This is a genomic window from Rhizobium sp. R635 (assembly GCF_002211285.1).
GTDB lineage: Bacteria > Pseudomonadota > Alphaproteobacteria > Rhizobiales > Rhizobiaceae > Rhizobium.
In genome coordinates this window covers 57,944-83,892 of the sequence record NZ_LOKX01000010.1, presented here as the reverse complement: position 1 = coordinate 83,892, position 25,949 = coordinate 57,944, and the positions used below count along the sequence as shown (strand labels likewise).

The following is a 25,949-nucleotide window of genomic DNA, read 5'->3' as shown; positions in this document are numbered from 1 at the left end:
TTATGTAACGGACCTCATCACCATGGCATCATACAAAGACGTGAAGAAAGTCGTGCTCGCCTATTCCGGCGGCCTCGACACCTCGATCATCCTGAAGTGGCTGCAGACGGAGCTCGGCGCCGAAGTCGTCACCTTCACCGCCGATCTCGGCCAGGGCGAAGAGCTGGAGCCGGCGCGCAAGAAGGCCGAGATGCTCGGCATCAAGGAGATCTACATCGAGGACGTGCGCGAGGAATTCGTGCGCGATTTCGTCTTCCCGATGTTCCGCGCCAATGCCGTCTACGAGGGCGTCTATCTCTTGGGCACCTCGATCGCCCGTCCGCTGATTTCCAAGCATCTGATCGATATCGCCCGCAAGACCGGCGCGGACGCGATCGCCCATGGTGCGACCGGCAAGGGCAACGACCAGGTCCGTTTCGAGCTTTCCGCCTATGCCTTGAACCCCGATATCAAGATCATCGCGCCGTGGCGTGATTGGTCCTTCAAGAGCCGCACCGATCTGCTCGCTTTTGCCGAGCAGCATCAGATCCCGGTCGCCAAGGACAAGAAGGGCGAGGCTCCCTTCTCCGTCGACGCCAACCTGCTGCACTCTTCTTCCGAGGGCAAGGTTCTCGAAGATCCGGCGCAGGAAGCTCCTGAATATGTGCATATGCGCACGATCTCGCCGGAAGCGGCCCCCGACAAGGCGACAACCATCAAGGTCGGCTTCCGCAAGGGCGATGCCGTGTCGATCAATGGTGTCGAGATGTCCCCGGCCACGCTGCTCGCCACGCTCAATAATTACGGCCGCGACAATGGTATCGGCCGCCTCGACCTCGTCGAAAACCGCTTCGTCGGCATGAAGTCGCGCGGCGTTTATGAAACGCCGGGCGGCACGATCCTCCTTTCGGCGCACCGCGCCATTGAATCGATCACCCTCGACCGCGGAGCGGCCCATCTCAAGGACGAGATCATGCCGCGCTACGCCGAGCTGATCTATTACGGCTTCTGGTTCTCGCCGGAGCGCGAGATGCTGCAGGCGCTGATCGACAAGAGCCAGGAGCATGTCGAAGGTGAAGTGACGCTGAAGCTCTACAAGGGCAACGTCATGGTCATCGGCCGCGAGAGTGCCAAGTCGCTCTATTCCGACAAGCTCGTTACCTTCGAGGACGACCAGGGCGCCTACGACCAGAAGGATGCGGCCGGCTTCATCAAGCTCAACGCGCTGCGCCTGCGCACGCTCGGCAAGCGGAACCTCGCGAAGTAATCCTGCTTCGCGCTTGAACGAATATGAGCCCGCCGGCATTTGTGCCGTGCGGGCTTTTTTGTGAGCTGAGGTGCCATGGCAGCAGTGCTGCTGCCCAGTCTGCTTGGCGCCGAGGAGCGAGTGCAGCTTACGACAAGGCGAAGATTCTCACTTCTCTTCCGATGCCTTGAAGCTCGGCCATCCGGGAGGCCGATGAGATGCCGCCGTTATGCAGGATCTCCGAAACCCGGGCGTCCCCGACAATCGCCTCCGTCGTCATGATCACATTGGGATCGGCAAGGCCCTGGACGCGGGAGGCGATGTTGACGGTCTGGCCGAAATAGTCCTGCCGATCGTTCAGGTTGACCGCGAGGCATGGCCCCTCATGGATGCCGATCTTCAGGAGAAGATCGTCGCTGCCGTGTTCGGCATTCAGCCGGAGCATTGCTTCCCGCATCCGCAAGGCGGCCGCCACCGCGCGGTCCGGCCTCGGAAAGGTCGCCATCACGGCGTCGCCTATGGTCTTGACGACCGCTCCGGCCTCCGTGGCGACGATTTCATGAAGAACGCGGAAATGCGCCCGCACCAGATCGAAGGCGGCGAGATCTCCGACGCGCTCGTAAAGAGCGGTCGAGCCCCTCAAGTCGGTGAAGAGGAAAGTCAGGCTGGTGATCTTGAGGCGCTGGTCGACGTCGAGAGTATCGGTCCGATAAATATCCCGGAAACTCTGGTTCGTCAGCAGGCGCTTGGCCGTCAGAAAAGGCCGTCTGCGGCCGAGCAGTTCGTGTAGATCATCTCCTGCTATGCAGACGTTCGGCACGACTCGGCGATCGGTGTGGTTCTCGAGGGTGAGCCGCAGCAAGCCGGGACGCAGCGTCAGCGTCTCGTTCAGCGCATGCCCCCGGCTGATGACCATCGAGAGGTTTTGACGTTCGTCGGTCGGTTCGCCCTTCACGTCGATGAACTGTGCCGAGTGTGTGACCGCATCGAAGATGATGACGAATTGCGCCGGCAGTTGCAGTGAGACGAAAGCCTTCTCGCCCGGCGCCAGCTCGATGATCTCCAGCATGATGCGTGCGAATTTCGCTTCCAGGTTCTCCGGCAGGTCGATCCCGGAGCTGAAGAAGATTTGGCGGTAATATTCGAGCGGAGGCAGCAGATCGGGCTCGTGGGCGGCAATCCTGCGCACGCGTGGACTGACCGTGAACGTTACCTCGACCATTTCGTCGAGGGTCGGTTCATATCCGGCCGCGCAGAGCGCGCAATGGTAGGTGTCCTGGACGACCCCTTTGAGGGTTGCGCCGCTGTCCAGGACGCCGCCGCATCCTGGACAAAGGACATTCCAGGTCATCTCGAACGCGCCCATGCGCGCAGCATGGAGAAGTGCTGCGATCGTTTTCTCTTCGTCGAGATTGTGCTTCTCGGCGAAGGCGAGCGCATTGATGCGATTGAGATCGCGATCCAAACCACGCAAGACCACGTTTTCGATGCAATCGACCGTCTTCGGGTCGGCTGCCTGTCGCAATGTGGTAAAAAGCACGTCCACTTCGCTCATCAGACAAGTCTCTGTGCGCATAACCTGCGGCGGATGACGCCGATACCGGCATCATAACATGGGAATTTTCCAATAGAAATCTGTAGCGCGGATGCCGCTCGCTTCCCGTCCGGCGCGGCGTTGCGGGCCGGAGGCCGCTCCGGCAGATCTGGTTCCACGTCTCATGCAGTGCAACTACTCTTGACGGACGTTCGTGATCGCTTAGTCTGCCGCAATCATCCTCCGGAGCATTTCCATGACGCAGTCCCTGCTCTTCGGCGCCTTCCTGGCGGCGCTCTTCTACGTGCTCATCCCCGGACCCGCTTTCCTGCAACTGCTCGGCATCGGCGCCGGGCAGGGGCGCAAGGCCGGCGCCTTCTTCATGATGGGGCATCTGGTCGGGGATATCATCTGGTCGTCGCTGGCGCTGATCGCGATCGTTGGGGCGAAGACGATCGGAACCTTCGTCTTCGATCTGCTCGGCCTCGCCTGCGGCTTCTATCTCGCCTGGATCGGCTGGAGCGCCGTCAATGCCAAGCCGAAAGCGGACGGGCAGGCGCTCGTGATGGTCGAACGGCCGTTTCGCCGCGGCCTGATTTTCGGAGTCACCAATCCGAAGGGTTATCCGGTCGCTCTCGCCACCTTCACCGCGCTGGTCGCAGGCTCGGCCGGCGCGCTCGATTTCGAGGCGCTGCCGGTGCTTCTCGGCGTGTCGTTCGTGGGTTTCGTGACCGCCGACATCATCCTGATCGGCATCATCGGCGCGGGTGCGGTACGCCGCTTCTACCGCGCGCATGAGCGGCTGATCGTGCGCACCTCAGGCGTGCTCTTCATGGGGTTTGCCGTTCAGGCGCTCTGGCACGCGACGCCCGGCCTGCTCGGCTGGCGCAGGGCCTGACCTGGAACCGAGAGCATGATACCGCTGACACTTTTCGGTATCGTGCTCTGATCAGCTATCCAAAAAATTGACGATCGATTTCAGCGTCTGAACTTCGCCCGCATCGCCGATCGACATGGCGATCTGGAGCTGGTCCTTATAATAATCGAGGAAATTGAAGCTCGTGCCGTCGGTGACGCTGGAGAGATCGATGAGATTGCCGAGTGGATCGATCGCATGCATCGGCAGCGGTTCGGAAATCGCGGCATAGGTATTCTGGTCGATCAGGCCGCTGTCGAAGCTTTGGCGCGCGTAATTGCGCAATTCTCCAGGGCTGACCGCGGTAAAATCGAGCCCGTCATCAAGGTCGTCTTCGATCTGGAACGAGGCCGGGGCCGGAGCTCTGGTCTCGATTTCAATATCAGAGGTCTTCGAACTTTTTGCGTTATTAGGATTGTTTTTAAATAGCAAACTCTGAGAAGACCGCACAGAAAAAATTTCCATGGCGCATGTCCCCTTACAAGAAGAACACCGGGAAACTAGCGCTTGCGTCCGATTCGCGTCAATCGTTAACAAATGGTTAATTTTCGTGAGTCAAATTTTGTCCACCAGATTTTTGTGATGTCCACCGGATTTGGCGCGCGCCCGCCAGATTTGGCGTGCGAGACAAAAGGCCATTGCCGGCGACATACCAATTCTGCGGTTGCTCTCCTATATTGACCATCCATTCGCATGCCAAAAAGGATTCTCCGATGCCCTCTTCCCATGATTTCAATCCGGCGCTGGTCAAATGGGACGGCCTTCACGGCCTGCCGCGTTTCGATGCGTTGAACGACGGCGATTTTGCCGCCGCTTTCGAGGCGGCGCTTGCCGAGCATGAAAGGGAGATCGACGAGATCGCCGGAAATGCCGATGCGCCGACATTCGAGAATACGGTCGTGGCGCTGGAGATAGCGGGAGATGCGCTGTCGCGCGTCTCGGCGCTGTTCTGGAACAGGGCAGGCGCCCATACCAATGACGTCATCCAGGCGCTGGAGCGGGAGATCTCGCCGAAGATGTCGCGCCACTATTCGAAGATCGGCATGAATGCCGCGCTTTTTGCCCGCATCGATACGCTCTGGGAAAACCGCAAGAGCCTTGGCCTGACGCTCGAACAGACGCGCGTGCTGGAACGCCATTGGAAAGGTTTCGTCAAGTCGGGCGCCAAGCTTGAAAAGGCCGAACAGGAAAAGCTTGCAGCGATCAATGAAAAGCTCGCCGGCCTCGGCACGCAATTCGGCCAGAACGTGCTGGCCGACGAGACGGCCTGGGCGCTGACGCTTTCCGAGGGCGCGGAGCTCGACGGACTGCCGGAATTCCTGCGCGACGCAATGGCTGCGGCGGCACGCGAGCGCGGCGAGGAGGGTAAATATGCCGTGACGCTGTCCCGCTCGATCATCGAGCCGTTCCTGACCTTCTCGGAACGCCGTGATCTGCGCGAGCAGGCTTTCAAGGCATGGGTGGCGCGCGGCGCAAATGGCGGGACGACGGACAATCGCGCCGTCATCAAGGAAACGCTGGCCTTACGGCATGAGGTGGCGAGGCTGCTCGGCCATGGCAATTTCGCCGAGCTGAAGCTCGACAACACGATGGCCAAGACGGCCGATGCGGTGAACGGCCTATTGAAGGCCGTCTGGGCGCGGGCGGTGAAACGCGCCGGCGAGGAAGAGATCGACATTGCGGCGCTGATCGCCGAGGAGGGCCGGAACCATGAGGTGATGCCCTGGGACTGGCGCCACTACGCCGAAAAGATCCGGGCGCGGAAGTTCGATTTCTCCGAGGCCGAACTCAAGCCCTATTTGCAGCTCGAAAAAATCATCGATGCCTGCTTCGACGTGGCGGGCCGGCTGTTCGGCATCCGTGCCGTGGAGAAAAAGGGCGTGCCGGCCTATCACCCGGATGTCAGGGTCTTCGAAATCAGGGATCGCGACGACAGGCTGGTCGCGCTCTTCCTCGGCGATTATTTCGCCCGCAGTTCGAAGCGCTCAGGTGCCTGGATGAGCTCGCTGCAATCGCAGCACAGGCTGGAGCTCAAGAACGGCCGCCACGGCGAGTTGCCGATCATCTATAATGTCTGCAATTTCGCCAAGCCGGCCGAAGGCAAGCCGGCGCTGCTGTCGCTCGACGATGCCCGCACGCTGTTCCACGAATTCGGCCATGCGCTGCACGGCATGCTGTCTAATGTCACTTACCCCTCCGTTTCAGGCACCGGCGTATCGCGCGATTTCGTCGAACTGCCCTCGCAGCTTTACGAGCACTGGCTGACGGTTCCCGCCATCCTCAAGCAATATGCCGTGCATTTCGAAACTGGCGAGCCGATGCCGCAGGTCCTGCTCGACAAGGTGCTGGCGGCGCGCACCTTCAATGCCGGCTTCAATACGGTCGAGTTCACCTCCTCGGCGTTGGTCGACATGGCGTTTCACACGCGGGAGACCGTCGAGGACCCGATGGCGGTGCAGGCCGAGGTGCTGGCCGAGATCGGCATGCCGAAATCGATCGTCATGCGGCATGCCACCCCGCATTTCCAGCACATCTTCTCCGGCGGCTATTCGGCCGGCTATTACTCCTACATGTGGTCCGAGGTGCTCGATGCCGACGCCTTTGCCGCCTTCGAGGAGACGGGAGACGCCTTCAACGGCGAAATGGCGCGCAAACTCAGGGAAAACATCTACTCCACCGGCGGCTCGGTCGATCCCGAGGATGCCTACAAGGCCTTCCGCGGCAAGTTGCCGAGCCCGGATGCGATGCTGGTCAAGAAGGGGCTTGCGACCTTCGAGGAATTGACAGGCAGCGACGCTTAAGACAGTTTGATGACATGGAGCAAAGCGGCATGGTGGCAACCATGCCGCAGCTTTCGCGTGCCACCCCCTTTCGCAATCGCGAAAAAACCGGTAAGAGCGCGCCAAACGTAAATGGCGCGTCCACTTGGCGTAGCGCCCCAGCCTCAGAGATTATGACAAATGGCACTTCGCAACATCGCGATCATCGCGCACGTTGACCATGGCAAAACGACCCTCGTTGACGAGCTTCTGAAACAGTCCGGCTCGTTCCGCGAGAACCAGCGCGTTGCAGAACGCGTGATGGACTCGAACGACCTTGAAAAGGAACGCGGCATCACCATTCTCGCCAAGGCGACCTCGGTGGAATGGAAAGGTGTCCGCATCAACATCGTCGACACCCCCGGCCACGCCGACTTCGGCGGTGAGGTCGAGCGCATTCTCTCGATGGTAGATGGCGCGATCGTTCTGGTCGATTCCTCCGAAGGACCGATGCCGCAGACCAAGTTCGTCGTCTCCAAGGCGCTGAAGGTCGGCCTTCGCCCGATCGTCGCGATCAACAAGATCGACCGTCCGGACGGCCGCCATGAAGAAGTCATCAACGAAGTCTTCGACCTCTTTGCAAATCTCGACGCGACCGACGAACAGCTCGACTTCCCGATCATGTACGGTTCGGGCCGCGACGGCTGGATGAACGTCAATCCGGAAGGCCCGAAGGATGAGGGTCTTGCTCCGCTTCTCGACCTGGTGCTCAAGCACGTTCCGGAGCCGACTGTCGAAGAAGGCCCGTTCCGCATGATCGGCACCATCCTCGAAGCCAACCCCTTCCTCGGCCGTATCATCACCGGCCGTATCGCCTCGGGCTCGATCAAGCCGAACCAGGCCGTCAAGGTTCTCGGCCAGGATGGCAAGCTGATCGAAACTGGCCGAATCTCCAAGATCCTCGCCTTCCGCGGTATCGAGCGCACAGCGATCGACGAAGCGCACGCGGGCGACATCGTCGCGATCGCCGGTCTTTCCAAGGGCACTGTCGCAGACACATTCTGCGATCCGTCCGTCTCGGAAGCCATGAAGGCGCAGCCGATCGATCCGCCGACGGTGACCATGTCCTTCATCGTCAACGACAGCCCGCTGGCCGGCACCGAAGGCGACAAGGTGACCTCACGCGTCATCCGCGATCGTCTGTTCAAGGAAGCCGAAGGCAACGTCGCCCTGAAGATCGAAGAAGCCGAAGGCAAGGATTCGTTCTACGTGTCCGGCCGCGGCGAACTTCAGCTCGCCGTTCTCATCGAGACCATGCGTCGTGAAGGTTTCGAGCTTGCCGTGTCACGCCCGCGCGTCGTGATGCACAAGGATGAAAGCGGTCAGCTTCTGGAGCCGATCGAAGAAGTCGTCATCGACGTCGACGAAGAACATTCCGGTGTCGTCGTGCAGAAGATGTCCGAGCGCAAGGCCGAAATGGTCGAGCTGCGTCCGTCGGGCGGCAACCGTCTTCGCCTGCGTTTCTACGCACCGACGCGCGGCCTGATCGGCTACCAGTCGGAACTGCTGACGGATACGCGCGGCACGGCGATCATGAACCGCCTGTTCCACGACTACCAGCCCTACAAGGGTGTGATCGGTGGCCGCGTCAACGGCGTGCTTCTCGCCAACGCTGCCGGCGAAGCCGTCGCCTATGCGATGTTCAATTTGGAGGATCGCGGCCCGATGATCATCGAGCCGGGCGAAAAGGTCTATGCCGGTATGATCATCGGCATCCACTCGCGCGACAACGATCTTGAAGTGAACGTCCTGAAGGGCAAGCAGCTCACCAACATCCGCGCTGCGGGCAAGGACGAAGCGGTGAAGCTGACGCCGCCGATCCGCATGACGCTTGATCGTGCGCTTTCCTGGATCCAGGACGACGAGCTGATGGAAGTGACGCCGAAGAATATTCGTCTGCGCAAGATGTATCTCGACGCCAACGACCGCAAGCGTTTCGAAAAGTCGAAGGCTGCTCTCTGAGAGTGTTCTAAAGCGCGTCGCGATCTTTCAGATTCGCTCTTGGCGCTTTAGGTCTTTGTTGTTACGCATGTCGTTCACGCAAAACCGCCGCACACTTTTGCGCGACATGCTCTAATATCTCTTTTGAACCCCGGCCTTCGCGCCGGGGTTTTTTGTTGTGCGCTGCGTCGATTCCGGCTTGTGACAATCGTTAAAAAAGCGTTAAAATTTGACCATCGTCCACATGTTAAGTCTGTGGGCAATCGGCCGGAATGCGCTGTCGCATATGGTTAATTGCTCCTGGCAGGACCAGAGTAAGCGTTATGAAGACGTTGTCGATCGATGTCCGGCGGGCCGAGCCGCATGATGCCCGAGCCATTTCGGAAACCCACAGGCTCGCCTGGCAGCATACCTATGCAGGGATCATTCCGCATCGCGCGCTGACGCAGATGATCGAGCGGCGCGGTGAAAACTGGTGGCGCAAGGCAACACGCGGCCCCGCGACGCTGCTGGTGCTCGATGTTGCCGGAACGGTCGCCGGCTATGCCACGCTTGGGCTCAACCGCGCCCGCGCCCTGCCCCAGGAAGGCGAAATCTACGAGCTTTATCTTCGCCCCGAATATCAGGGCATCGGCCTCGGCAGGATGTTGTTCGGGGAGGCGAGGCGGCTCCTGAAGTCGCTCGGCTGCAACGGGCTGGTCGTCTGGTGCCTCGAGGACAACGAGAATGCCAGCCGGTTTTACCGCAGCCATGGCGGCATGGATTTCTGCGAAGGCATGGAAAATTTCGACCACAAGCAGTTGAAGAAAATCGGCTTCATCTGGAACTGAACCGCCTCGGAGGCGGTTCGCTCATCTCCTGCTAGAATTTTGATGTGGTTGCGTGTTGGCACCATCACGCATTGGTGATCTCCAATGTTGCGTTGCCGCATGAAACCGATTAACTGGCTGCGAGCAATTCAACCTCGCAGGAGTTTCGTATGCGCATCGACGCCGTTGCAATCGGTAAGAATCCCCCTGAAGACGTCAACGTAATCGTCGAGGTTCCCGTCGGCGGCCATCCGATCAAGTATGAAATGGACAAGGAAGCCGGTACGCTCGTCGTCGACCGTTTCCTCTATACGCCCATGACCTATCCGGGCAATTACGGTTTCGTGCCGCACACGCTGTCCGAAGACGGCGACCCGATCGACGTGCTGATCGCCAGCACCCGTCCGCTCGTCCCGGGCTGCGTCATCAACGTGCGCCCGATCGGCGTGCTGAAGATGGAAGACAATTCCGGCAAGGACGAGAAGATCATCGCCGTGCCGTCGCCGAAGCTGACGCTGCGCTACGAGAAGGTGAAGGATTACACCGATCTTCCGGAGATCACGCTGAAGCAGATCGAGCACTTCTTCGAGCACTATAAGGATCTGGAGCCCGGCAAGTGGGTGAAGATCTACGGCTGGGGCGACTCCAAGGAAGCCGGCCAGCTCATCATCGAAGCCGTCGAGCGCGCCAAGAACACGAAGGGCTGATCGCTCAGCCGAAAAGTGCTTCTAGCTTTTTTGCCAAATCCTCCGGGTCGCCCTCGATCCGGAGGATTTTTTTGCGCGCTGTCTCGCCGGAGACGAGGCTGATGGAAGATTTGGGAATGCGCAGCGATCCGGCGACCAGAAGGATGAGGGCCTTGTTGGCCTTGCCTTTTTCCGGCACTGAGGTGACGCGCGCCTTCAGATGGGTTTCGCCCTCGCTATCCACTTCGATGCCATCAATCGCATCACGCCCGCCATTCGGCGTCAGCCGGACGGCGAGGCGCAGATGGTCGTCATGGAGGCTCCAGGGGCGGCTCAAGCGACCAGCGGGTATAGCGTGGTCCAAAGCAGGGTGCGCAGGAAGAAGATGATCAGCAGCAGGATGATCGGCGAAATATCGATGCCGCCAAGGTTCGGCAGGAAGCGGCGGATCGGCCTCAGCGCCGGTTCGGTGACATTATAGAGGAACGTGCCGACCGAATTGACGAACTGATTGCTGGAATTGATGACGTTGAAGGCGTAGAGCCAGGAAAAAATGGCGCTGGCAATCAGGATCCAGGTGTAAATATTCAAAGCCAAATCAATGGTTTGAAACAGTGCAAACATCATCGTCTCCAATTCGTTGTTGACAGAGATGTAGACATTGGCGACTAAACGGGCAAGTGCCGTGTGGAAACGCATGGTGAATCATGTTTAACGGGCGGCTTTGCAGCTATTCCGGCGCCCGTTTCCTCGGAAAACATCCATGTCGTTTTCGCCCACCGGAGACCGTTTTGCCGCGTTCCGGCATTCGTCCTACACCCGCTTCTTCTTCGCGCGTTTTCTGCTCTCCTTTTCGCAGCAGATCGTCAGCGTCGCCGTCGGCTGGCAGATGTACGACCAGACGGGCAAGGCGATTTATCTCGGGCTGATCGGGCTGGTACAGTTCCTGCCGTCGCTGCTGCTCATCCTCGTCACCGGTTCGGTGGCGGACCGGCACAATCGCCGGGCGATCGCAGCGCTTTGCTCGCTGGTGAGCGCGCTCTGCACGCTGGCGCTGCTTGTCATGACGGCGACCGAAACCTTCGCGCCGTGGCCGGTCTTCGGGGTGCTTCTGATCTTCGGCATCGAACGCGCCTTCATGTCGCCGGCGGTGCAGTCTCTCGCGCCCAATCTCGTGCCGGAACACGCGCTTTCCAATGCAATCGCCTGGAATTCCTCGTCCTGGCAGCTCGCCGCGATCACCGGGCCGGTGATCGGCGGCCTGCTCTACGGCATCAGCGCGACGACGGCCTATACGGTAGCGGTGGTTTTTTCCATCCTCGGCGCCGCTCTTCTCTATATGATCCCGAAGCCGGAACAGAAGACGACGGGCGAGGCCAAAAGCTGGGCGATGATCCTCGGCGGCTTCAGCTTCATCCGCACCGAAAAAGTGGTGCTCGGAGCGATCTCGCTCGATCTCTTTGCCGTTCTGCTCGGCGGCGCCACCGCACTGATGCCGATCTTCGCGCGTGATATCCTGACGCTCGGGCCTTGGGGACTCGGGTTGCTGCGCGCCGCGCCCGGGCTTGGCGCCATCGTGATGGCGATCTTCCTGGCCGCCTATCCGCTGAAGCATCGCGCCGGCCTCTACATGTTCATCGGCGTCGCCTTGTTCGGTGTCGGAACCATCATCTTCGGCATCTCGACCAATACCGAAGTCTCGATCGCCGCGCTCGCCCTTATGGGGGCGGCCGACATGATATCGGTCTATGTGCGGGAGAGCCTGATCGCGCTCTGGACGCCGGATCACTTGCGCGGCCGGGTCAATGCGGTCAACATGGTCTTCGTCGGCGCGTCGAACGAGCTCGGCGAATTCAGGGCAGGGACGATGGCGTCGATCTTCGGCGCGGTGCCGGCAGTCGTTATCGGCGGTGTCGGAACGCTCGTCGTCGCGGCGCTCTGGGCTTCGAGCTTCCCGAAATTACGCCGGATCGATACGCTCGACGCGCCCAGTCGATCAGCATAGCGGCGCGGCCTCGGGCCACCGCAGTTTATGCGGAGAGAGTGATCGGGGAGGCGGCTTTCGCCGCCTTGCCTTCGAAGACGATATCGAGAAATTCGGTCAGCCAGGCTTTCAGCGGCGCATCGAACAGCATGCGGCCTTCCAGATGCTCGCGGCCCTGCTGGGCGTTCGGCAGGATGAAGCGGTGCGCGCCATGGACGACCCAGCGATGCATCATCACCCGGGTGAGTTCGGCATGGAACTGCAGGCCCCAGGCGTTGCTGTCGTAGCGGAAGGCCTGGTTCGGATAGGCATCGCCTTCGGCGAGCAGATCGGCGCCGTGCGGCAGCTCGAAGCCCTCGCGGTGGAAATGATAGACCATCTTCGGCCAGTGCATCAACAGCCGGCCTCTCTCCGTCGGCCGCAGCGGATACCAGCCGATCTCCGTCGAGCCGTCGGCATTCGATTGCACCTTGCCGCCGAGATGATGGACCAGCATCTGCGCGCCCAAGCAAATGCCAAGATAGGGGCGCTTTTCCTTGAGCGGAACCTTGATCCACTCGATCTCCTTCTTGACGAAGTCATCGGGATCATTGGCGCTCATCGGCCCGCCGAAGACGACGACGCCGGCATGATCTTCGAGCGTCGCCGGAAGCTGTTCGCCGAGAACCGGACGCCGGATATCGAGGCGGTAGCCTTTTTCGACGAGCAACTGGCCGACGCGCCCCGGGCTCGACCGCTCCTGATGCAGGACGATGAGGATGGGGCGCCGGTCGCGGTTCGGATCTTGCTCAGTCGCTGTCATCTTGCAGAACCTGAACATCGGTCACCCTGGCGGCGGCTTCCTGCCGCTTCTGGATGCGCTCGCGCGAGGAGACGCCGAGCAGGTCGGCGATCCGCCAGATCACATGGTCTTCCATTTCGCTGCGTTCGCCATCGGCATAGACGATGTCCCAGAGGACGCCGATCAGTTCCAGCCGTTGCTCCGTGTTGAGGTGGCGCTTCAGGTCGGAGGTGAAGCGATAATAGTCGACCGCGGTGCTTTCGGCTTCGAGGCCGGCGGCCATCAGGGCGTCGAGCTGTTTGCCGTCGAGCGCATATTGCTCCTTCAGGAGCTTGCGCAGCCGTTTCTTCTCGCTGGTCTTGATCTGGCCGTCGGCTTCCATGACCTGCATGCAAAGTGCCGCCACCGCAATGCGCGGATCATCCGGGGCAAAGCCCTTCTTGGAGTGATCGGACGTCAGATTGTGGAAGAATGCCTGGAAGCGTTCGAACATGCGGTTGTCGTTCCATTTCAGAAGAGGCGGAGCCGTGTCCTGGGTTCCGGTTCCGCCCGGGGATCGCGAACACCGGGATCATCAGGCAATCCGCCGAAGAAAGGCTTGGTGTCGCTCGGCGCCGGTGTTCTATCGCCGGCGGCGGGTTCGGGTTTTTGCTTTGCGGGCGCCGGCTTGGGTGCCGGCCGCACGGCCTCGGCAATGGTTGCCGCGCGTTCGAGCTCGATGATGCGATGGTCGTTGACCGGGCTTTCCGGCTTGACGTCGCGCAGCGGCGGCAGCGTCTTCAGCGCGGTTTCGATCGAGGCATGCGCCGAACCGTCTTCGAGCGCACCCTCGATCTGGCCGAAGGGCGCTTTCCATTCGAAGGCGTCGATGCGGCCGGTCACCGGCGATACCGGCAGCCATTTGTCGGAGACGAAACCATCCGCCACCCAGGCCGGATCGCGCGGCGCCTTGAGCGCCTGGGCGAGCCAATGGCGCACGCGGCCCTGATCGCCGGTTTCGGCTTCCTCGATGTCGGCAAGCAGAAGGAAGGCGGCTTCGCGCGGCTCGATGCGCGCCGCGGCCTCCGCCTTGGCGCGAGCCTTGGCGAATTCCTGCGCGTCGAGGGCCGCCTGGGCGACGACGAGAAGGGATTCGACATTGTTCGGGCGCATTCCTTCCAGCCGCTCGGCACGCTTCAGCCGGTCGAGGGTGGAATCGCCGCTCCGCGCCCTGACATAGGTGCGGCCGATCTCGGGATGCGGTCCCGCTTTCCAGGCTTGTTCGAGGATCGAGGCGGCCTTGCGCAGGCCGTTTTCGCGGAAGAGCGCCTTTGCGGCGATGAGGGCGGCCGGAATGAAATCGGCGGCGAGCTTCAGCGCCTGCAGGGCATCGTCGCGAGCCCCAGCCGGGTCGCCTTCCAGCTTCTCGCCGGCGCGCGCCGTCAGGAGGACGGCGTGCAGGCGGTTGGCCTCGGCCTTTTCGACGACGCGGGCGGCCTTCTGCTGTTCGAGCAGGCGGATCGCATCGTCCCAGCGGCCGGCCTGGCTGCGATATTCGAGCGTCGCCTGCGCGGCCCAGGGCAGATAGGGCGCGTTGTCGGCGGCCTTCTCGGCATATTGGCGGGCGGCTTCGTTGGCTCCGAGGCGGCGGGCTTCGAGATAAAGGCCGCGCAGGCCGAGTTCGCGCGTCTCGGGGTCGTTGGCCATGGCCTCGAACTTGGCGCGCGCCTCGTCATGGCGACCCTCGATCAGGGCTGCCTGGGCCTCGAGCAGGTTGATCAGCGGCTCCTGGTCGGCGCGGATCAGGCCGCGCGAACGGGCGGCCATCTTTCGGGCGAGCAACGCATTGCCGGCGCCGGCGGCAATCAGGCCGGTCGACAGCGCCTGGTAGCCGCGATCGCGCTTGCGGGCACGGAAATAGCGGGTCACCGAATGCGGCGAAGTCCAGATCAGACGGACGAACCACCAGACGATCATCACGGCGGCGATCAAAGCAATGATTGCGCTCACGGCGACGATCAGCTTCGTCTGGTAGATCTGGCCTTCCCAGATCAGCGAAATGTCGCCGGGACGATCGGCGAACCAGGAGAAGCCATAAGCGAGAAGCAGCACGAAGAGGGCGAAGGCGACAAGTCTGATCATGGTCTCACCCCTCCTTGCCGGTGCCGGTGACAGCCTTCGACAGCGCCCCGCCGACCAGTTCCTCGACGCGGATGCGCGCTTCCAGCGACTGCTTGAAGGCGGCGGATGCCTGCTTGCCGGTAGCGGGCAGATTGTTCCATTCGGAGGACGCGCCGGGCAGATCGCCGTTCTTCACCTTGTCCTCCATGCGGGCGGCGATGGCTTCGACGCTCTCGCCTTCGATATTGCCGACGGGACGGACCGTCACCAGTGATTTCGCGCTGGCCATCAGCCGGTCCGACCAGCTCTGGTTCGGATCCGGCTGGTTGACGGCTTCGACGATCGCGGTCGCAACGTCGGGAACCTGACGCATAAGCTCGGCACGCGAGGGAATGCCGGTCTCGGCAAAGCCGCGCAGGTCGGCGACGGCGGGATCGTCGGGCGCCACACCGGCGAAGGTGTCGAGCTCCGCAAGGAAGGGGCCGCCGCGATCGATCGCCGCCTTGAGGGCGGCTGCCGCGATCGCCTTGGCGACGGCGACATCCTCGCGCGGCTCGTTGAGCTTCTTTTCGGCCTCGGCGAGGCGCTTGGCAATGTCGGCGTCGCTGCTCGTCTGCTGGTCGGAGGATTGGGCCAGCATGGAGCGCAGTTGATCGACCTGGCCGCTCAGCTCTGCAATCTTCTGGTTGAGTGCATCGACATTTGCCGAATCGGCCGGCGCGCCGGCTGCGGGAGCGCTTTTAGCCGCTTCCAGCGCGGCGATGCGCTTTTCCAGTGCGTTGTCGCCGCCGGTCGCCGGGTTGGCGGCAAGATTGGCAACGGTTTGTTTCAGCCCGTCGATCTCGCCGGAAAGGTCGGCAATCTCGGGCGAGGACATTTGTTGCGAGGAGGAGCCGGGGAGATAACCGGCATATTGAATGGCGCCTGCGCCGAGCAGGGCGACGAGGCCGCCGAAGATGCCGGCGGCGATAAGGCCTGAGGTAGCGGCGCTTTTTGGCGCGGCCTGTTCGGGGGGAGGCGTAAAGGCAGGCTCGGACGCTGCCGGCTCTTCTTGCCGGGCCTCGGCTACGGGCTCGTCTTCATATTCGGCGGGCGGCCCAGCATCCGTTTCAGGCGGCGTGCCGACATCGGCGGTGGTGCTGTCGGTCTCGCCGGCTTCGTTTTCCACCGGCTTTTCGGTATCGGCTGCAGAGGCGAAATCCTGTGAATCCAAGTCGATCGTGACCGGTTCGTCGGCGCTCTTGGAATGGCGTGGCGGGTTTCCCGATACCATGAGATCCTCTTTATCCTGCATTGCAACGAAACTAGACAGTGATGCCAATTAAGGGAAGAGGTTAGATCAAATTTGGGCGGCTAAAGCATTCAAAGCAGCGACAAAAGACTTTTCTCATCCGGCATCGGCGCAATCGCCACGCTTTTTTTCAGGGGCTCCGGAACGGCTTGCGCTACCGCCTCACTGAGGCAGAGAAGGCGGATTTCGCCCCGTTCCGATAGGGCCGACCGGAGTTCGGCGACGTGAAAGAAATCGTCGGCTGTCTGGCGGGAATAGAAGAGTATGGCGCCGGGGCCAGGCCCTGAGAAAATCGCGTCTATCTCGGCGGGATGGGGAGCGACCGGCTGCATGAGGTAACATTCGGTGATGGAAAAGCGGATGCCGTGTTCACGCAATCCTGCTTCGAAGGTTTCGGCGCGCGGTATGCCCGCAAGATAGAGCAAACCGTCCGCTCCCTGCGCCGCGACGAGCTCGGCGAGATCGCGGCCGTTGCCCGAGGATGAGGAAACGGATTGAAAGCCGAGGCTCTTCGCCTCTCTGGCCGTCGTCTCCCCGACCGCGAAAAGCGGGCGGGCAAGATGCGGGCGAAGTGCCTCGCCGAGGGCGGAAACGACCCGGATGGCTTCGGCGCTGGTCACTGCGATCGCGCCGCTGGTGGCTGCAAGCGCCTGTGCGGCGACGGCGCTGTCGTGCAGCGGCTGGCGCAGCGGCAGCAGTACGGGCTCGTGGCCCATATCGCGCAAACGTTGTGCGGTTCTCGCCGCCGAATGCGCGGGGCGGGTGACGAGCACGCGCATGGCCGCTCTAGTGCCAGTCGTCGAAAAAGGCGCTGCCGGCTCTTGCTCGCACGTCCTGGCCGGCGCGGGTGCCGAGGGCTGCCGCATCACGGCGGTGGCCGTCGATCGTCACCGCATGCTGGCTGCGGCCGTCGGGCGTGATGATGAGGCCGGAGAAGCGGATAAGGTCGCCTTCGCAGACGGCGTAACCACCGATCGGCGTGCGGCAGGAGCCGTCGAGAGCGGCGAGGAAGGCGCGTTCGCACGAAACTGTGTCGAAGGTCGTGATATCGTTTATCGGCGCCAGCAGATCGTCGATCCGAGTGTCGCCGATGCGGCTTTCGATGCAGATCGCCCCTTGCGCCGGCGCCGGCGGGAAGGTGTCGGGGTCGAGGATATCTGTAATTACGTCAACCTTGCCGAGGCGTTTCAGGCCGGCCAGCGCCAGCAGCGTCGCGTCCACCTGGCCCTCTTCGAGCTTGCGCAGGCGCGTTTCCACGAGGCCGCGGAAGGTGATGACGTTGATATCCGGCCGCATGCGGCGGATCAGCGCCTGGCGGCGGAGCGAAGAGGAGCCGACGGTGGCGCCATGCGGCAGGTCGATCAGCTTGGGCGCAGTGCGGCCGACGACGGCGTCGCGGATATCCTCGCGCGGCAGGTAGGCGGAGAGATGAAGTCCATCCGGCAGGTGCGTCGGCATGTCCTTGGTGGAGTGCACGGCAAGATCCAGCTCGCCTGATGCAAGCTTCTGTTCGAGCTCCTCGGTAAAGAGGCCCTTGCCGCCGATCTCGGCGAGCGACCGGTCGGTGATGCGGTCGCCCTTCGTCGTCAGCACGACGATTTCGAACATCTCTTCAGGCAGGTTATGCGCGGCCATCAGCCTGTCGCGGGCCTCATGCGCCTGGGCAAGCGCCAGCGGGCTGCCTCGCGTGCCGATCCGGAAAGGTTTTGTTTGCATCCGCTCTAATCCGTTGTTACCGGAGTTCTCGTAAACGGGTTTCCGCCCTATCGCAATCAACGAACAGGCCCAATGGTTCCCTTTCTGCGCATCCTTGGCATCGAAACGAGCTGTGACGAGACCGCCGCGGCCGTCGTCGAGCGCGATGCGGAGGGGCATTCCAAGATACTCTCCGACGTGGTGCTTTCCCAGCTCGACGAGCATAGCGCCTATGGCGGCGTGGTGCCGGAGATCGCCGCGCGCGCCCATGTCGAAGCGCTGGACGAATTGATCGAGGAGGCGTTGAAGCGCGCCAATGTGTCGCTCAACGATGTCGACGCCATCGCCGCCACTTCGGGGCCGGGGCTGATCGGCGGGCTGCTCGTGGGGTTGATGACCGGCAAGGCGATCGCCAGGGCCGCCGGCAAGCCGCTCTATGCGGTCAACCATCTCGAAGGCCATGCGCTGACGGCGCGGCTGACGGACGGACTTTCCTTTCCCTATCTGATGCTGCTCGTCTCGGGCGGCCATACCCAGCTGATCCTGGTGCGCGGCGTCGGGCAATATGAACGCTGGGGCACGACGATCGACGATGCGCTCGGCGAGGCCTTCGACAAGACGGCAAAGCTGCTCGGCCTGCCCTATCCCGGTGGCCCGGCGGTGGAGCGGATGGCGCGGGACGGCAATCCCGACCGTTTCAATTTTCCGCGCCCGCTCGTCGGCGAGGCGCGGCTTGATTTCTCCTTTTCCGGCCTGAAGACGGCGGTGCGGCAGGCCGCACAGGAGATCGCGCCGCTCAGCGATCAGGACGTCTCGGATATCTGTGCCTCGTTCCAGAAAGCGATTTCGCGCACGCTGAAGGACCGTATCGGCCGCGGCCTGCAGCGGTTCAAGACGGAATTTCCTGCCGCCGGCGAGAAACCGGCGCTCGTCGTTGCCGGCGGCGTCGCCGCCAATCTCGAACTGCGCGGCACGCTGCAGGCGCTCTGCGACAAGAACGGCTTCCGCTTCATTGCGCCGCCGCTCAGCCTCTGCACTGACAATGCCGTGATGATCGCCTGGGCGGGATTGGAGCGCATGGCGACGGGTGTTCAGCCCGATGCGCTCGACGTCCAGCCGCGTTCGCGCTGGCCGCTCGATTCCAAGGCGGAGACGCTGATCGGTTTCGGAAAAAGAGGGGCCAAGGCATGAGCGAAAAGATCGCCGTCGTCGGATCGGGGGCTTTCGGAACGGCGCTCGCCGCCGTCATCGCCCTTGCCGGGCGAAGTGCTGTGACGCTCGTCGGGCGCGATCCGGCGCTGATTGCGGATCTGAAGAACGAACGGCTGCATGACGCGGTGCTGCCCGGCATCCCGCTGCCGGAGTCGCTTGAATTTTCCGCCGAGGCGGATGTGATCAGCGGCGCCTCGATCGTGCTTTTTGCGATGCCGTCGCAGGCGCAAGCCGATGCGGCGCGACAGTACGGCCCTTATCTTGCGAAGGATGCGATCGTCGTTACCTGCGCCAAGGGCATCGAGCGGGCAACGGGCAATCTCTTGACCGACATGCTCGAACGGGAACTGCCGGACCATCCTATCGCCGTGCTGTCCGGCCCGGGTTTTGCCGCCGATATCGCCAAGGGGCTGCCGACGGCGATGGCGCTCGCGGCGGCGGATACGGAGACGGCGGAGCGGCTAGCCCAGGCGATATCAGGCCGGACCTTCCGGCTTTATGCCTCCGACGACCGCATCGGCGTCCAGCTTGGCGGCGCGCTCAAGAATGTGCTGGCGATCGCCTGCGGCATCGTCGAAGGCGGCGGTATCGGCGACTCCGCGCGTGCGGCGCTGATTGCGCGCGGACTTGCGGAGATGTCACGTTTCGTCGTCGCCAAGGGCGGGAAGGCGGATACGGTGCGCGGGCTTTCCGGTCTCGGCGATCTGGTGCTGACGGGAACGAGCCATCAGTCGCGCAACCTGCGTTTCGGCATTGCGCTCGGGCGCGGCGAAAAAGCCGATGCTCTACAGGGCTCGCTGGTGGAAGGCGCGCTCGCCGCCTCCGTTGCCTCGCGGCTTGCGGCGGAGCTTGCGATCAGCATGCCGATCACCGACGCCGTTTCCGCCATCATCGACGGTAGTCTCGATATATCGGATGCCATTGAGCAGCTGATGACGCGTCCAATCACCACCGAATAGGAGAACAGACTTGCTTTTCGCCCTTCTCTGCAAAGACAAGCCGGGACATCTGAACGTGCGCATGGAGACGCGGCCGACGCATCTCGATTATCTCAACAAGCTCAATGCCGAGGGTAAGCTCGCCATCGCCGGCCCCTTCCTCGACGACGAGGGCAAGGCTTGCGGCAGCCTCGTCATCGTCAAGGCGGAGACCGCGCAAGAGGCAAAGGCGCTCGCCGATGCCGACCCCTATGCTCAGGCCGGGCTGTTCGAAAGCGTCGAGATCAAGGCCTACAACTGGGTCTTCAACAAGCCGGAGGCGTAAGCATGGCGCACTGGCTTTATAAATCCGAGCCCGCCTCCTGGTCCTGGGAGCAGCAGAAGGCCGCCGGCGAAAAGGGCACGGAATGGACCGGCGTGCGCAATTATCTCGCGCGCAACAACATGCGGGCGATGCAGATCGGCGACAAGGGTTTCTTCTACCACTCCAATGACGGGCTGGAGATCGTCGGCATCGTCGAAGTCTGCACCTTGTCGCATCCGGACTCCACCGCCAAGGGCGACCCGAAGTGGGATTGCGTCGATATCCGCGCCGTCATGGACATGCCGAAGCCGGTGACGCTGAAGGACGTCAAGGCGAGCGAGACGCTTGCCAAGATGTCGCTCGTCACCTCGATGCGGCTTTCGGTGCAGCCGGTGACAGAAGAGGAATATCTCGAAGTCTGCCGTATGGGCGGGCTGGACAATCCGCCGCGTTGAAAACCGATCCCGAAGCCTTCATCCGTGCTAATACCAGCCTGATGGCGCCGCCGCATGTGCCGGAGATTTCGCTCCATCTGGCGAGCGAAGCGCATGAACTCTGGCTGAAGACGGAAGAGGAACTGGAAGCGATCGGCCTGCCGCCGCCCTTCTGGGCTTTCGCCTGGGCGGGCGGGCAGGGACTGGCGCGCTACATCCTCGATCATCCGGAAACGGTGCGCGGCCAGCGCGTCTTGGATTTTGCCAGCGGTTCCGGCCTCGTCGGTATCGCGGCCGTCTTGGCAGGCGCCCGCGAGGTCACGGCGGTCGATATCGATCCCTGGGCGGAGACGGCGATCCGGCTGAATGCCGGGATCAACAGGGTTTCGCTGGAATTTACCGGCGCGGATCTGGTCGGACAGGCCGTCGATGCGGATATCGTGCTTGCGGGCGATGTCTTTTATGACCGTGCTTTCGCCGACGCGCTCATTCCCTGGTTCACGCGGCTGGCCGCGGAGGGCAAACTGGTTCTGGTCGGGGATCCGGGGCGAAGCTACCTGCCTCGGGAGCGGCTGGAATTCTGCGCGGCCTATCAGGTGCCGGTGACGCGGGCGCTGGAAGACAGCGAGATCAAGAAGACGACGGTCTGGCGCTTTGGTTCCTAAGGTCTGATGACGCAGACATTAGCCTCGTAGGCGCAAGGATCGCCCTGGACGGCGACGTCGATGACCTTCGCCTTAGGTGCCATCGGCTCGGGCCGTGGCGCCGGATAGAAGCCATAGCCATTGCCGCCGACATAGGTTCCGCCATCGACCTGATAGACGTAGGAGGAGCCGGAATAGGTGCCGCCCTGGTCCCAAACCGGCGCCTGGGGCGCGAGGATGACGAGATTGCCGCGGGCCACGCGGTTTGTTGCCCCCGACGAAAACCGCGTCAGCATCGGCATCCTGTTCCTGCCGGCCCGGCGGCCGTAAGCATGGTCGAAACGGATGCCGCGATCGCGCCAGCTCACACGTTCGCCGAGAAGCAGCCCGCGGTGGAGCGCGTGACGATGGCCGGCAACGCGATCATCATGACGGCGTTCTCCCGCTGCGGCGGGAAGCGCGGCAAGTGCTGCAAGTGCAAGCAAGGCGACTGCGGTCAGACTGCGAGACATGGCGCCGGCTCCGGAATTCCAATCGTTAACAAATCGTTAACGCCAGATTGCGCCAAAAACGGCAGCTTGTCCATTCGCCAGGAAAGAGCGGCATAAATATTGAGTACAAAAGGCTAGTTTGGATGAGCCGCAAACTTCGCGGTAACCCGAATCGATTAAATTAAATGCAGACAGCGATTGTGCTTGTCGTCTGGCTTTTCGGTGAGTAAACGTCGCAATTGATGCAACGCACACAGAGAATTTTGTCATTCGTGTGGTTGACTGAGCATGCTCCGGAATCCGGGAGCGCAGAGAAGCCGCCGCGAGGTTCTGATGGCGAACGTGACAAATAACCGGCCCCTGTCGCCGCATTTACAAATTTATAAACCTATTCCCACCATGGTCATGTCCATCGTCCACCGCATTACCGGTGGTGCGCTCTATGTCGGCACGCTGCTCGTCGCCTGGTGGCTGATCGCGGCGGCAAGCGGCCAGGGCTCCTACGACTGGGCCAACTGGGTGCTCGGCAGCCTGATCGGCAAGCTCGTGCTGCTCGGTTATACTTGGGCATTGCTGCACCACATGCTCGGCGGCTTCCGCCATCTCATGTGGGACCTCGGCTACGGTTTCGAGAAGGAATTTTCGACCAAGCTTGCCATCGCCAACGTCATCGGGTCGCTCTGTCTGACCGTTCTGGTCTGGGTGATCGGCTTCCTCATTCGCTTCTGAAGGCCCTCTCATGGATATGCGCACCCCCCTCGGCAAGGTTCGCGGGCTCGGCTCCGCCAAGGACGGCACGGACCATTTCTGGCGCCAGCGGCTGACGGCCGTCGCCAACATCCCGCTCATCCTCTTCTTCGTCATCTTCATGATCGCCTATGCGGGCGCGCCCTATGCGGATGTGGTTCGCGCGCTGTCGAACCCCTTCGTCGCCGTCGTCATGGGGCTGATGGTGATCTCAGGCGTCATTCATATGAAGCTCGGAATGCAGGTCATCATCGAGGATTACGTGCACGGCGAGTTCGGCAAGGTCGCTCTGCTGATGCTGAACACGTTCTTCGCGATCCTGATCGCCGGCCTCTGTCTCTTCGCCATTCTGAAAATCGCATTCGTAGGATAAGCTCGTCATGGCACCGACCTCACCCGCCCAGAATGGCAAGGCCTACAAATATGTCGATCACTCCTATGACGTGATCGTCGTCGGCGCCGGCGGCGCGGGCCTGCGCGCCACGCTCGGCATGGCCGAGCAGGGTTTCCGCACCGCCTGCATCACCAAGGTATTCCCGACCCGCTCACACACCGTCGCGGCCCAGGGCGGCATCGCCGCCTCGCTGCGCAACATGACGCCGGACAGCTGGCAATGGCACCTCTACGACACTGTCAAGGGTTCCGACTGGCTCGGCGACGTCGACGCCATGCAGTATCTCACCATGGAAGCGCCGAAGGCGGTCTATGAGCTCGAACATTATGGCGTGCCGTTCTCGCGCAACGAGGAAGGCAAGATCTACCAGCGCCCGTTCGGCGGCCACATGCAGAACTACGGCGAAGGCCCGCCGGTGCAGCGCACCTGCGCCGTCGCCGACCGTACCGGCCACGCCATCCTGCACACGCTCTACGGCCAGTCGCTGCGCCACAACGCCGAATTCTTCATCGAATATTTCGCGCTCGACCTGATCATGTCGGAAGACGGCAGCCGCTGCACCGGCGTCGTCGCCTGGTGCCTGGATGACGGCACGATCCATCGTTTCGCCGCCAAGATGGTGGTGCTGGCGACCGGCGGCTACGGCCGCGCTTATTTCTCGGCGACCTCGGCCCATACCTGCACCGGCGACGGTGGCGGCATGGTGGCGCGCGCCGGCCTGCCGCTGCAGGACATGGAATTCGTGCAGTTCCACCCGACCGGCATCTACGGTTCTGGCTGTCTGATCACCGAAGGCGCGCGCGGCGAAGGCGGCTACCTCGTCAATTCCGAAGGCGAGCGTTTCATGGAGCGCTACGCGCCGTCGGCCAAGGACCTTGCCTCGCGTGACGTCGTCTCGCGCTGCATGACGCTCGAGATCCGTGAAGGCCGCGGCGTCGGCAAGAACAAGGATCACATCTTCCTGCACCTCGACCATCTCGATCCGGCCGTTCTGCATGAACGCCTGCCGGGGATTTCCGAGAGCGCCAAGATCTTCGCCGGCGTCGACGTCACGCGCGAGCCGATCCCGGTCCTGCCGACCGTTCACTACAATATGGGCGGCATTCCGACCAATTACTGGGGCGAAGTGCTGAACGCCGACAGCGCCAATCCGGAACGGATCATCCCCGGCCTGATGGCCGTGGGTGAAGCAGGCTGCGCCTCGGTGCACGGCGCCAACCGTCTCGGCTCCAACTCGCTGATCGACCTCGTGGTCTTCGGCCGCGCCGCTGCGATCCGCGCCGGCGAGGTCATCGACCGCGCAGCGCCGGTCCCGCACCTCAACGTTGCGGCCTGCGACAAGATCATGGACCGCTTCGACGGCCTGCGCCATGCCAGCGGCGGCACGCCGACGGCCGACCTGCGCGAAAAGATGCAGCGCGCCATGCAGGAAGACGCGGCGGTCTTCCGCACGCAGGAATCGCTGGAATCCGGTTGCCGGCGTATTTCGGCGATCTGGGGTGAAATGAAGGACATCAAGGTCACCGACCGTTCGATGGTCTGGAACTCCGATCTCGTGGAAACGCTCGAGCTGCAAAACCTGATGGCAAACGCCATCACGACGATCTACGGCGCCGAGGCCCGCAAGGAGAGCCGCGGCTCGCATGCCCGCGAGGATTATACCGAGGGCGCATTCGCCGGCCGCGACGACGTCAACTGGCGCAAGCACACGCTTGCCTGGGTGAACGAGGCGGGCGACGTCAAGCTCGACTATCGCCCTGTTCACACCGAGCTCATCGCCGAAGGCATCGATCCGCACAAGATCGAGCCGAAAGCTCGCGTGTACTGATTTCAAGAGGAACCGGATATGGTTGAACTCGCTCTCCCCAAGAATTCTCAGATGCGCGAAGGCAAGGTCTGGCCGAAGCCGGCGGGTGCGACGAACACCCGCGAGTTCCGCGTCTACCGCTGGAGCCCGGACGACGGGCAGAACCCGTCGATCGACACTTTCTACATCGATGTCGACGATTGCGGCCCGATGGTGCTCGACGGTCTGCTCTACATCAAGAACAAGATCGACCCGACGCTGACCTTGCGCCGCTCCTGTCGCGAGGGCATTTGCGGTTCCTGCGCGATGAACATCGACGGCACGAACACGCTGGCCTGCACCAAGGGGATGGACGATATCAAGGGCTCGGTGAAGATCTATCCGCTGCCGCATCTGCCCGTCGTCAAGGATCTGGTTCCCGATCTCACCAATTTCTACGCCCAGCACCGCTCGATCGAGCCCTGGCTGAAGACGGTATCGCCGGCGCCGGCCAAGGAATGGAAGCAGAGCCACGAGGATCGTCAGAAGCTCGACGGCCTCTATGAATGCATCCTCTGCGCCTGCTGCTCGACCTCCTGTCCGAGCTACTGGTGGAACGGCGACCGCTATCTCGGCCCGGCCGTCCTGCTGCAGGCCTATCGCTGGCTGATCGATTCCAGAGACGAAGCGACCGGCGAGCGTCTCGACAATCTCGAAGATCCGTTCCGTCTCTACCGCTGCCACACGATCATGAACTGCGCGCAGACCTGCCCCAAGGGCCTCAACCCTGCCAAGGCGATCGCCGAAATCAAGAAGATGATGGTCGAGCGCCGGGTTTGATCCGGGTGCACGGCGAGGGCGGAATAGACGGCTTCGATCCGGAAGCCGTCAGAGAGATCAGGTCGCGGCTCGCCTCGGTCCGCGGGCCGGCATTCGCATCGAGCGGCTGCAATCCTTCCTGCGAAGTCGGTCACATACTATTCCAAGATGATACGAGACTTTGACTGGGATCCCGGCAGAGATGAATGCGCGCAACACCTTGCTGACAAATTCTATGTGCAGGAAGTTTTGCAGCGAGACAGTTGAACTGTATCGTTTTTCGGTTAGTTGTTGTCACGGGCAATTTATGCCGCCCGACTTGATTAACCAAAGCGAATTACGATAATCGGACTTGTCTCACGCCCGTTTCTTCGCGGCGATAGCCGAATTCAGGAGTAT

27 protein-coding genes are annotated in these 25,949 nt (G+C 62.1%); 16 read left to right on the top strand and 11 right to left on the bottom strand.

Features of this window, described 5'->3' with window-relative positions; all coding sequences use genetic code 11:
• Positions 1-22 precede the first annotated feature (22 nt).
• Positions 23-1,246, top strand: a complete 1,224-nt coding sequence (locus ATY78_RS09915; RefSeq protein ID WP_088682212.1) for an argininosuccinate synthase — start codon at positions 23-25, stop codon at positions 1,244-1,246.
• Between the two features lie 127 nt (positions 1,247-1,373).
• Here the strand turns inward: ATY78_RS09915 and ATY78_RS09910 are convergent, their stop codons facing one another.
• Complete coding sequence (locus ATY78_RS09910) at positions 1,374-2,780, bottom strand: adenylate/guanylate cyclase domain-containing protein (protein WP_088682166.1); 1,407 nt, start codon at positions 2,778-2,780, stop codon at positions 1,374-1,376.
• A gap of 235 nt (positions 2,781-3,015) precedes the next feature.
• Here ATY78_RS09910 and ATY78_RS09905 point away from each other — a divergent pair, with 235 nt between their 5' ends.
• Complete coding sequence (locus ATY78_RS09905; protein ID WP_088682165.1) at positions 3,016-3,657, top strand: LysE family translocator; 642 nt, start codon at positions 3,016-3,018, stop codon at positions 3,655-3,657.
• Between the two features lie 51 nt (positions 3,658-3,708).
• Here ATY78_RS09905 and ATY78_RS09900 read toward each other — a convergent pair whose 3' ends face one another.
• Positions 3,709-4,140, bottom strand: a complete 432-nt coding sequence (locus ATY78_RS09900) for a hypothetical protein (protein WP_088682164.1) — start codon at positions 4,138-4,140, stop codon at positions 3,709-3,711.
• Between the two features lie 248 nt (positions 4,141-4,388).
• Here ATY78_RS09900 and ATY78_RS09895 point away from each other — a divergent pair, with 248 nt between their 5' ends.
• From ATY78_RS09895 to ppa, 4 genes are all read left to right on the top strand, one after another.
• On the top strand, positions 4,389-6,476 hold the full coding sequence (locus tag ATY78_RS09895; protein WP_088682211.1) for a M3 family metallopeptidase: 2,088 nt from the start codon (positions 4,389-4,391) through the stop codon (positions 6,474-6,476).
• A gap of 159 nt (positions 6,477-6,635) precedes the next feature.
• A complete protein-coding gene (gene typA, locus ATY78_RS09890) occupies positions 6,636-8,456 on the top strand; it encodes a translational GTPase TypA (protein ID WP_088682163.1) in 1,821 nt (606 codons plus the stop codon).
• A 302-nt stretch (positions 8,457-8,758) separates the two neighbouring features.
• Complete coding sequence (locus tag ATY78_RS09885) at positions 8,759-9,265, top strand: GNAT family N-acetyltransferase (protein ID WP_088677555.1); 507 nt, start codon at positions 8,759-8,761, stop codon at positions 9,263-9,265.
• A 149-nt stretch (positions 9,266-9,414) separates the two neighbouring features.
• Positions 9,415-9,951 carry an inorganic diphosphatase gene (ppa, locus tag ATY78_RS09880; protein ID WP_088682162.1) on the top strand — a complete coding sequence of 179 codons (537 nt, stop codon included), beginning with the start codon at positions 9,415-9,417 and terminating at the stop codon, positions 9,949-9,951.
• Positions 9,952-9,955: 4 nt separating this feature from the next.
• On the opposite strand, the gene ATY78_RS09875 is transcribed toward ppa, so the two are convergent.
• Both ATY78_RS09875 and ATY78_RS09870 read right to left on the bottom strand, forming a co-directional pair.
• A complete protein-coding gene (locus ATY78_RS09875; RefSeq protein WP_088682161.1) occupies positions 9,956-10,267 on the bottom strand; it encodes a DUF167 domain-containing protein in 312 nt (103 codons plus the stop codon).
• Positions 10,264-10,554, bottom strand: a complete 291-nt coding sequence (locus tag ATY78_RS09870) for a YggT family protein (RefSeq protein ID WP_088682210.1) — start codon at positions 10,552-10,554, stop codon at positions 10,264-10,266. Before ATY78_RS09870 ends, ATY78_RS09875 begins: the two co-directional genes overlap by 4 nt.
• A gap of 139 nt (positions 10,555-10,693) precedes the next feature.
• Between ATY78_RS09870 and ATY78_RS09865 the strand changes: the two genes are divergently transcribed.
• A complete protein-coding gene (locus ATY78_RS09865; RefSeq protein WP_088682160.1) occupies positions 10,694-11,935 on the top strand; it encodes an MFS transporter in 1,242 nt (413 codons plus the stop codon).
• Positions 11,936-11,960: 25 nt separating this feature from the next.
• On the opposite strand, the gene ATY78_RS09860 is transcribed toward ATY78_RS09865, so the two are convergent.
• The 6 genes from ATY78_RS09860 to hemC form a co-directional block, all read right to left on the bottom strand.
• Positions 11,961-12,716: a glutamine amidotransferase gene (locus ATY78_RS09860; protein WP_088682159.1), complete on the bottom strand. Its 756-nt coding sequence runs from the start codon at positions 12,714-12,716 to the stop codon at positions 11,961-11,963.
• On the bottom strand, positions 12,703-13,188 hold the full coding sequence (locus ATY78_RS09855) for a TerB family tellurite resistance protein (protein WP_088682158.1): 486 nt from the start codon (positions 13,186-13,188) through the stop codon (positions 12,703-12,705). Before ATY78_RS09855 ends, ATY78_RS09860 begins: the two co-directional genes overlap by 14 nt.
• Before the next feature lie 17 nt (positions 13,189-13,205).
• Entirely contained in the window at positions 13,206-14,816 is a 1,611-nt protein-coding gene (locus ATY78_RS09850) for a heme biosynthesis protein HemY (protein ID WP_088682157.1), read from the bottom strand.
• 4 nt (positions 14,817-14,820) lie between these two features.
• Positions 14,821-16,089 (bottom strand): COG4223 family protein, encoded by a 1,269-nt coding sequence (locus ATY78_RS09845; RefSeq protein WP_190237428.1) that lies wholly within the window; start codon positions 16,087-16,089, stop codon positions 14,821-14,823.
• A gap of 68 nt (positions 16,090-16,157) precedes the next feature.
• Positions 16,158-16,865 (bottom strand): uroporphyrinogen-III synthase, encoded by a 708-nt coding sequence (locus ATY78_RS09840; protein ID WP_088682155.1) that lies wholly within the window; start codon positions 16,863-16,865, stop codon positions 16,158-16,160.
• A 7-nt stretch (positions 16,866-16,872) separates the two neighbouring features.
• Positions 16,873-17,802, bottom strand: a complete 930-nt coding sequence (gene hemC, locus ATY78_RS09835) for a hydroxymethylbilane synthase (protein WP_088682154.1) — start codon at positions 17,800-17,802, stop codon at positions 16,873-16,875.
• A gap of 72 nt (positions 17,803-17,874) precedes the next feature.
• Between hemC and tsaD the strand changes: the two genes are divergently transcribed.
• From tsaD to ATY78_RS09810, 5 genes are read left to right on the top strand one after another with little or no spacing between them, the layout of a single operon-like run.
• Positions 17,875-18,972, top strand: coding sequence for a tRNA (adenosine(37)-N6)-threonylcarbamoyltransferase complex transferase subunit TsaD (gene tsaD / locus ATY78_RS09830; RefSeq protein ID WP_088682153.1), 1,098 nt, complete (start codon positions 17,875-17,877; stop codon positions 18,970-18,972).
• Entirely contained in the window at positions 18,969-19,952 is a 984-nt protein-coding gene (locus ATY78_RS09825; RefSeq protein ID WP_088682152.1) for an NAD(P)H-dependent glycerol-3-phosphate dehydrogenase, read from the top strand. The genes tsaD and ATY78_RS09825 overlap by 4 nt, the downstream gene beginning before the upstream one ends.
• A gap of 10 nt (positions 19,953-19,962) precedes the next feature.
• Complete coding sequence (locus tag ATY78_RS09820; RefSeq protein ID WP_088682151.1) at positions 19,963-20,256, top strand: YciI-like protein; 294 nt, start codon at positions 19,963-19,965, stop codon at positions 20,254-20,256.
• Between the two features lie 2 nt (positions 20,257-20,258).
• On the top strand, positions 20,259-20,690 hold the full coding sequence (locus ATY78_RS09815; RefSeq protein ID WP_088682150.1) for an EVE domain-containing protein: 432 nt from the start codon (positions 20,259-20,261) through the stop codon (positions 20,688-20,690).
• A complete protein-coding gene (locus ATY78_RS09810) occupies positions 20,687-21,334 on the top strand; it encodes a methyltransferase (RefSeq protein ID WP_088682149.1) in 648 nt (215 codons plus the stop codon). Before ATY78_RS09815 ends, ATY78_RS09810 begins: the two co-directional genes overlap by 4 nt.
• On the opposite strand, the gene ATY78_RS09805 is transcribed toward ATY78_RS09810, so the two are convergent.
• Positions 21,331-21,825 carry a hypothetical protein gene (locus tag ATY78_RS09805; protein WP_088682148.1) on the bottom strand — a complete coding sequence of 165 codons (495 nt, stop codon included), beginning with the start codon at positions 21,823-21,825 and terminating at the stop codon, positions 21,331-21,333. The two genes, ATY78_RS09810 and ATY78_RS09805, sit on opposite strands and share 4 nt — an antisense overlap.
• Before the next feature lie 312 nt (positions 21,826-22,137).
• Here ATY78_RS09805 and sdhC point away from each other — a divergent pair, with 312 nt between their 5' ends.
• From sdhC to ATY78_RS09785, 4 genes are read left to right on the top strand one after another with little or no spacing between them, the layout of a single operon-like run.
• Positions 22,138-22,533 (top strand): succinate dehydrogenase, cytochrome b556 subunit, encoded by a 396-nt coding sequence (gene sdhC / locus ATY78_RS09800; protein ID WP_088682147.1) that lies wholly within the window; start codon positions 22,138-22,140, stop codon positions 22,531-22,533.
• Positions 22,534-22,543: 10 nt separating this feature from the next.
• Entirely contained in the window at positions 22,544-22,924 is a 381-nt protein-coding gene (sdhD, locus tag ATY78_RS09795) for a succinate dehydrogenase, hydrophobic membrane anchor protein (protein WP_088682146.1), read from the top strand.
• Positions 22,925-22,931: 7 nt separating this feature from the next.
• Positions 22,932-24,773 (top strand): succinate dehydrogenase flavoprotein subunit, encoded by a 1,842-nt coding sequence (sdhA, locus tag ATY78_RS09790; RefSeq protein ID WP_088682145.1) that lies wholly within the window; start codon positions 22,932-22,934, stop codon positions 24,771-24,773.
• An 18-nt stretch (positions 24,774-24,791) separates the two neighbouring features.
• A complete protein-coding gene (locus ATY78_RS09785) occupies positions 24,792-25,571 on the top strand; it encodes a succinate dehydrogenase iron-sulfur subunit (protein ID WP_088682144.1) in 780 nt (259 codons plus the stop codon).
• Positions 25,572-25,949: the final 378 nt, after the last annotated feature.

What these genes read in the sequence shown, in the direction of transcription:
- ATY78_RS09785 (WP_088682144.1), top strand. Translation starts at nt 24,792, where the DNA reads ATGGTTGAACTCGCTCTCCCCAAGAATTCTCAGATGCGCGAAGGCAAG.
- ATY78_RS09805 (WP_088682148.1), bottom strand. Translation starts at nt 21,825, where the DNA reads ATGTCTCGCAGTCTGACCGCAGTCGCCTTGCTTGCACTTGCAGCACTT.
- ATY78_RS09885 (WP_088677555.1), top strand. Translation starts at nt 8,759, where the DNA reads ATGAAGACGTTGTCGATCGATGTCCGGCGGGCCGAGCCGCATGATGCC.
- ATY78_RS09905 (WP_088682165.1), top strand. Translation starts at nt 3,016, where the DNA reads ATGACGCAGTCCCTGCTCTTCGGCGCCTTCCTGGCGGCGCTCTTCTAC.
- ATY78_RS09915 (WP_088682212.1), top strand. Translation starts at nt 23, where the DNA reads ATGGCATCATACAAAGACGTGAAGAAAGTCGTGCTCGCCTATTCCGGC.
- ATY78_RS09815 (WP_088682150.1), top strand. Translation starts at nt 20,259, where the DNA reads ATGGCGCACTGGCTTTATAAATCCGAGCCCGCCTCCTGGTCCTGGGAG.
- ATY78_RS09840 (WP_088682155.1), bottom strand. Translation starts at nt 16,865, where the DNA reads ATGCGCGTGCTCGTCACCCGCCCCGCGCATTCGGCGGCGAGAACCGCA.
- ATY78_RS09870 (WP_088682210.1), bottom strand. Translation starts at nt 10,554, where the DNA reads ATGTTTGCACTGTTTCAAACCATTGATTTGGCTTTGAATATTTACACC.
- ATY78_RS09845 (WP_190237428.1), bottom strand. Translation starts at nt 16,089, where the DNA reads ATGCAGGATAAAGAGGATCTCATGGTATCGGGAAACCCGCCACGCCAT.
- sdhC (WP_088682147.1), top strand. Translation starts at nt 22,138, where the DNA reads ATGGCGAACGTGACAAATAACCGGCCCCTGTCGCCGCATTTACAAATT.
- ATY78_RS09865 (WP_088682160.1), top strand. Translation starts at nt 10,694, where the DNA reads ATGTCGTTTTCGCCCACCGGAGACCGTTTTGCCGCGTTCCGGCATTCG.
- tsaD (WP_088682153.1), top strand. Translation starts at nt 17,875, where the DNA reads ATGGTTCCCTTTCTGCGCATCCTTGGCATCGAAACGAGCTGTGACGAG.
- sdhA (WP_088682145.1), top strand. Translation starts at nt 22,932, where the DNA reads ATGGCACCGACCTCACCCGCCCAGAATGGCAAGGCCTACAAATATGTC.
- ATY78_RS09895 (WP_088682211.1), top strand. Translation starts at nt 4,389, where the DNA reads ATGCCCTCTTCCCATGATTTCAATCCGGCGCTGGTCAAATGGGACGGC.
- hemC (WP_088682154.1), bottom strand. Translation starts at nt 17,802, where the DNA reads ATGCAAACAAAACCTTTCCGGATCGGCACGCGAGGCAGCCCGCTGGCG.
- ATY78_RS09900 (WP_088682164.1), bottom strand. Translation starts at nt 4,140, where the DNA reads ATGGAAATTTTTTCTGTGCGGTCTTCTCAGAGTTTGCTATTTAAAAAC.
- ATY78_RS09910 (WP_088682166.1), bottom strand. Translation starts at nt 2,780, where the DNA reads ATGAGCGAAGTGGACGTGCTTTTTACCACATTGCGACAGGCAGCCGAC.
- ATY78_RS09860 (WP_088682159.1), bottom strand. Translation starts at nt 12,716, where the DNA reads ATGACAGCGACTGAGCAAGATCCGAACCGCGACCGGCGCCCCATCCTC.
- ATY78_RS09850 (WP_088682157.1), bottom strand. Translation starts at nt 14,816, where the DNA reads ATGATCAGACTTGTCGCCTTCGCCCTCTTCGTGCTGCTTCTCGCTTAT.
- ppa (WP_088682162.1), top strand. Translation starts at nt 9,415, where the DNA reads ATGCGCATCGACGCCGTTGCAATCGGTAAGAATCCCCCTGAAGACGTC.
- ATY78_RS09855 (WP_088682158.1), bottom strand. Translation starts at nt 13,188, where the DNA reads ATGTTCGAACGCTTCCAGGCATTCTTCCACAATCTGACGTCCGATCAC.
- ATY78_RS09825 (WP_088682152.1), top strand. Translation starts at nt 18,969, where the DNA reads ATGAGCGAAAAGATCGCCGTCGTCGGATCGGGGGCTTTCGGAACGGCG.
- sdhD (WP_088682146.1), top strand. Translation starts at nt 22,544, where the DNA reads ATGGATATGCGCACCCCCCTCGGCAAGGTTCGCGGGCTCGGCTCCGCC.
- typA (WP_088682163.1), top strand. Translation starts at nt 6,636, where the DNA reads ATGGCACTTCGCAACATCGCGATCATCGCGCACGTTGACCATGGCAAA.